This is a genomic window from uncultured Gimesia sp. (assembly GCF_937910335.1).
Classification (GTDB): domain Bacteria; phylum Planctomycetota; class Planctomycetia; order Planctomycetales; family Planctomycetaceae; genus Gimesia.
In genome coordinates, this window is the sequence record NZ_CALEMX010000319.1 from 1 (window position 1) to 5,485 (window position 5,485).

Here is a 5,485-nt window from a genome sequence, read left to right on the forward strand (position 1 = left end):
GCAGCCACGCCAAACCTTTTCAATCCTATTTCGAAACGGGTTTTCCACATGGTAAAGATCAATTCATTTCCGTCACGGCAAGCAGCTGGGCAACCGTAGCGATGTTGTTGTCGCTGCCGAAAACCAAATAAGCCTGAAGAACATCTAACAGACTCTTATGCGGGAAAGAACGCATTTCTTACCTTCGGAAATCCATAGAATTCTGCTATAAATCGTGAGTAACAACCAATCGAACGCTGAATACACATAAGGATTGATGACTATGTTTAGCCGTATTTCTAATGGATGGGCATTAACCAAACAAAGCTTCCGGGTTTTGATGCTGGATAAAGAACTCTTACTGTTCCCGATCATGAGCGGTATTTCCTGCCTGCTGGTTCTCGCCAGTTTTGCACTCCCCCTCTGGAATAGTAAATATGCTTCAGTTGTAATGAATGATCAACAGGTCCCACAAGATCCCATTGCCTATATCATTCTATTTGCTTTTTACTTCGTAAACTTTTTTGTCATCATCTTTTTCAACTCTGCTTTGATGGCCTGTGCCATCATTCGTTTGAAAGGAGGCAATCCGACAGTCACCGATGGATTCAGAGCCGCCATGAATCGGCTGCCACAGATTGCGGGCTGGGCACTGGTGAGTGCCACCGTGGGATTCATCCTGAAGATGATCGAATCCCGATCTGAAAAAATCGGACAACTCGTTGCCGGCCTGTTGGGCATGGCCTGGTCCATCACCACTTATTTTGTGATTCCCGTACTGGTCGTGGAACAGAAGAGCCCCATCGAAGCCATGAAACGCTCTGTTGGAATTCTTCGCAAAACCTGGGGAGAGTCACTCGTTGCCAACTTTGGCATTGGTCTGATCGTCTTTCTAATTATGATTCCAGTTTTTATTATGATCGTCGCCGGCGGTTTCATCATTGCATCTGGCAATGTAATTCTAGGAGGAGCCCTCATCGTCGTGGGTTTCATATCCATACTATTAGTTTCGCTCGTCTCAACCGCCATCCATTCTATCCTAATCGCAACCATCTATCTGTATGCAGCGGAAGATGAAGTTCCAGACCAGTTTGACCGTTCACTCATAGAACATGCATTTGTGACGAAATAAGACAGCGGGAAACAAGATTCTATCGAAAATCTTCGAAAAAAGGAGCATACAAGAATATTTCGGGAACTATCTCCAGAGGACACATCTCTAATAATGAGACAACTCTTGGAAAGTTTTCTCTCAAACAAGCGATCAAAAATCATGCTTAGACCCGACCTCATTAAATTAAATTGTCTGATGATTTTTTTCAGCCTGACTGCAAATTCCGTTTCTAATGCGACGATTATTGAATTCCAATCACTCAAAATCGATTTGACGAACTCCGAAGATACCGCAGCAAAAGCGCGCTGGTTTCCTGTAGACAAACTCACGATAAACGATAAAGGACTGGGTTGGGATGGATCGGCAGATTCATCACGTGATGGATGGATTCAAACGAAACCTATGGCTGTCGGCTTATCATGGAGGACCGCTGCTTCAATCTCACTGCAAGTCACACTGGATCCTGCTCCCACAGAAATCACGTTGCAAAATGGCCTAAAATTCACTCCGGATACAGGCACCGTTTTTGCCCGCTATTCTCCTGACCTAAAACATTGGTCAAGTTGGCAGGAGTTGCAGAGAACGAAACCAAGTCAAGATCTGACTCGGAAAAAACGTGGTCGAAACTTCAGTGGCAGGTTGACGGTTCCCAGACGACAGCGAAGTTCCTATGGCACATTGCTCTCGAAATACTCAGAACTAGATGTCCCGTGGAGAAGTGATGAAGAAGCGGCAGTCCGATGGATTTTGAATCAACAGCCTGAGTTCTTCTCTGAAAACCTGCCTTTCATCGGTTATGTCGAGTTTCTGTTTGAAGGTGGATTCTATGGAAATCAACGCTTAAGAACATTTAAGGCAGATGTTTCTTATGCTTTAAGTGGGTTACATACAATTCCACGAGACAGGGAAGCTTACAAGAACCGGTTTTCACTGCGCTGGCGATTGAAAGCCAAAGGCATCAAAGTGGATCGCATCAAACCACAAGATAAATAGCGATCAACTGGATCTCGTTCGTACTCTCATTTTTTTGAGGCATGATCAGCGCGTCGCCACACTTGACGACACTCAAGTGAGTAGTCCGTCAGCATCCCTTCCACTCCCGCCGCGCGTATTTGATTCCAGACAGCTGGATTCCGGCGGGCCGCTCCTGGACCAGCATAATTGAACAAAACCTGTTTTCCTGCTTGCTTGAGGCGATCCACTTCTTTTTTTTCTGGCGGAAATGTGAGTAGAAATACATCCAGAACATTTTCTTTTAAACGCTTGTCAATACTTTTTCGATTCACATTTTGACCAATTCGAAAACGTGGGTTCAATTGCTTCAGCCGCTTACTCATCTCTGCATTCTGATCGAAAGCAAAACAATCCTCGAATAAATCATATTTTTTGACCAGATCGACCAGTTGTTTTTCACCAGCCGGATTCAACTGCTTAACATTCAAAGCGATGATCGATTCCCCTTTTTTTCTGTCTTTGATCAATTGCAGGGTTTGTTCCAGGGAAGGAATCCGCGTCCCGGCAAAAGCAGGATCGAACCAACCCCCTGCATCAAGCCGCTGCGCTTCAGCCCACGTGATATCACGAATTGATTTCTCTAAACCGTTCGTCGTTCGCTGTAAACCATCATCATGAATAACCACCAACTCTCCATCTTTCGTTGTGCGAATATCGAGCTCAAAACCGATTCCTAAATCGAGGCAAACACTAAAAGCCGGCAACGTATTTTCCGGAGCATGTCGTAACATTCCTCGGTGCGCAATCAATATGGGATCTGCACCGAGCGAAAATTGTGATAAAAATACCAATCCCAGAAGAACCAGCATTAAACTCTTCAATCTCATCATCTAATGATATCCCTTGTCTTATCAAGCAAAATAAAATCGTGGCTTTTTAATATTTATGACATCATACTAAGCGTTAAGATAAAAAGCAGGTCATATCAGTTAAGAATATGCTTGTAGACTTCCCCCTCGACTCTCTATCATCATAGGTGCCTTTCCACTCACACATGCTGCCTCTTATGGAATACACCATGCTTTACCCACCACTTCTTTATCTGGGTCTTTTACTGACATCGAGCCCCATACTCGCCGCAGATTTTGAAATCCAATTGAAATCGTCAGCTGCAGCTTGCCAAAGACATCTCGCGCGACTGGCAAAAGAGGGTTACACCTTGTCAGACATCAGCGTTTATCAGGGAAAACGAAATAGTCAATTCGCAGCAATCGCTATCAAACTACCAGAGCAAAAAGAATGGAAAGCTCATCTCAATCTTGATTCACAACAACTTGCCACAAAGCTAAAGCAATACGCCAGAAATGGATTTCAGCCAGTCGTTATCAGTGGTTCGGACCAAAAAGGAACTTCTAGATTCACCGTCATCTGGCACAAAATTGATCAAGTGGAGCATATTGTTCGGCATTCATTATCGGATCAAGAACTTCAAACTGAGTTAAGGAAATTACAAGATCAAGGTTACACTCCACTCAAACTGGATGGCTACACACTCAAAGGCCAAGCCAGGCATGCGGGCATCTGGAGTAAACGGAACGATATCACCTGGGAAACCATCTGCAATATTCATTTCGATAACATCCAAAAAAAATTTGATGATTTCTCCTCACGCGGATTTCGCCTGGCCGACCTCTGCGGCTTCGTTATTGATGGCAAGCCCTTTTTTCACACAATCTGGCACAAAGAAATCGATAGTACCTGGATTTCACGATTCCACATGCCTGAGAGTGATTATAAAAAAACAGCTCAACAGATGGCCGCCGATAAATATCAAATATCTAATATCGATGGTTATCGAGTTAACAATAAAACCTATTTCGCGACGATCTGGAAAAAAGAGGAAGACCAGAAACGATTCAACCCTCCCACCAGGAAAACCATCGCTGACATCCTTGTTGCAGGTCGCTACCAGAAAGAACTCGCTTCTCTGGATGATTCGCTAAAGAAATTCCTGCTAAAACATAACGCTCCTGGTGCGGCTGTTGCAGTCAGCTATCACGGTAGACTCGTCTATGCACGCGGCTTTGGATACGCTGACTTGGAACAGAAACAACCAGTTCAACCCGATAGCATGTTCCGAATTGCCAGCATTTCAAAACCAATTTCAGCGGTTGCGATTATGAAACTTGTGGAACAGAAGAAGCTCAACCTGAACACGAAAGTCTTTGATATCCTCAAAGAATATCGGAATCAACTTGCGCAAAAAAACGTTGATCCGCGACTGAAAGAAATTACGATCGGGCAGTTACTACACCATTCAGGGGGCTGGGACAGAACTGCATCCTTCGACCCGATGTTTCGTTCCGTTTACTTCGCAAAACAACTTGGAAAAACTCCTCCCGCCCAAACAGATGACATCATTCGCATGATGATGAGTCACCCCCTAGATTTTAATCCGGGTGAACGTTTTGCTTACTCGAATTTTGGCTACTGCTTATTAGGTAGAGTGATTGAAAAGGTCACCGGACAATCGTATGAAAAGTATGTCCAGGAAACCGTGTTCAAACCTTTGGAGATTAGTAATATTCAACTGGGAAAAACTTTATTGAAAGATCGTAAAAAAAACGAAGTCAAATACTATAGCCCTCTGGTGGGGTCATCTGTGTTTTCTGAGAAAGCATTACAACGAGTATCGCACCCTTACGGCGTCTGGTGCCTGGAAGCGATGGACTCGCATGGGGGCTGGATCGCCTCGGCTCCTGATCTCGTGCGGTTTGCCACTGCTTTCAATCTGCCCGATCAATGTCCCATTTTAAAAGCACCAGCGATTTCACAAATGTTTGAACGTCCCGCCGGACTTGCCGGTTTTGATTTCAACGAAAACCCCAGAGACACCTATTATGCTTGTGGCTGGATGGTAAGGCCCATTGATACCGCAGGTAATGCAAACCACTGGCACGCCGGCTCGCTCGAAGGAACTTCGACACTGCTTGTCAGACGCTACGACCACATCAACTGGGCCATCCTGTTCAATACACGTCGTGGTAAGGATCAGAAACAACTCTCATCACTGATCGATGGCCCGATGCATCAATGGATTAACCAGATCGAAAAATGGCCTGAAAAAAATCAATTCAAACACGATAAAAAATAATCTTCATAGCCTTATCTTCGACTCGGAAAAGATTATTTCTTCAAATGCTGATCAAAAAACTGATAGGCGGTTTCACGTGTCGAGGAAGGAAAATCGTGTCCTGCTTCCGGGTAAACCGCTCGTAAATTTTCTGGTTTTCCAGCCAGCTTATAAATCGGGTTTGCGATTTGAATCACATCTTTCACACCCGACACCTCAAAATTACTATCACGGATCGGAGAACAGGCCAGAAACGCGCGCGGTGCAAAGCTCGCCACGATTTCTGTAAAATCGAAGGGCACCAG

4 protein-coding genes and 1 pseudogene are annotated in these 5,485 nt (G+C 44.6%); 3 read left to right on the forward strand and 2 right to left on the reverse strand.

Annotated features, from left to right (window positions below; genetic code table 11):
* Positions 1-262: 262 nt before the first annotated feature.
* Positions 263-1,111: a DUF6159 family protein gene (locus Q0668_RS12790; protein WP_298865197.1), complete on the forward strand. Its 849-nt coding sequence runs from the start codon at positions 263-265 to the stop codon at positions 1,109-1,111.
* A 93-nt stretch (positions 1,112-1,204) separates the two neighbouring features.
* Complete coding sequence (locus Q0668_RS12795) at positions 1,205-2,086, forward strand: hypothetical protein (RefSeq protein WP_298865201.1); 882 nt, start codon at positions 1,205-1,207, stop codon at positions 2,084-2,086.
* 26 nt (positions 2,087-2,112) lie between these two features.
* Here Q0668_RS12795 and Q0668_RS12800 read toward each other — a convergent pair whose 3' ends face one another.
* Positions 2,113-2,937, reverse strand: coding sequence for a glycerophosphodiester phosphodiesterase family protein (locus Q0668_RS12800; protein WP_298865204.1), 825 nt, complete (start codon positions 2,935-2,937; stop codon positions 2,113-2,115).
* A 188-nt stretch (positions 2,938-3,125) separates the two neighbouring features.
* On the opposite strand from Q0668_RS12800, the gene Q0668_RS12805 reads away from it, so the two are divergent.
* On the forward strand, positions 3,126-5,201 hold the full coding sequence (locus tag Q0668_RS12805; protein ID WP_298865207.1) for a serine hydrolase: 2,076 nt from the start codon (positions 3,126-3,128) through the stop codon (positions 5,199-5,201).
* A 32-nt stretch (positions 5,202-5,233) separates the two neighbouring features.
* Here the strand turns inward: Q0668_RS12805 and Q0668_RS12810 are convergent.
* Positions 5,234-5,485, reverse strand: a pseudogene (locus Q0668_RS12810) (acetylxylan esterase); the annotation flags it as partial.

Coding starts and splice junctions, on each gene's coding strand:
- Q0668_RS12790 (WP_298865197.1), top strand. CDS start 263: ATGTTTAGCCGTATTTCTAATGGATGGGCATTAACCAAACAAAGCTTC.
- Q0668_RS12805 (WP_298865207.1), top strand. CDS start 3,126: ATGCTTTACCCACCACTTCTTTATCTGGGTCTTTTACTGACATCGAGC.
- Q0668_RS12795 (WP_298865201.1), top strand. CDS start 1,205: ATGAGACAACTCTTGGAAAGTTTTCTCTCAAACAAGCGATCAAAAATC.
- Q0668_RS12800 (WP_298865204.1), bottom strand. CDS start 2,937: ATGATGAGATTGAAGAGTTTAATGCTGGTTCTTCTGGGATTGGTATTT.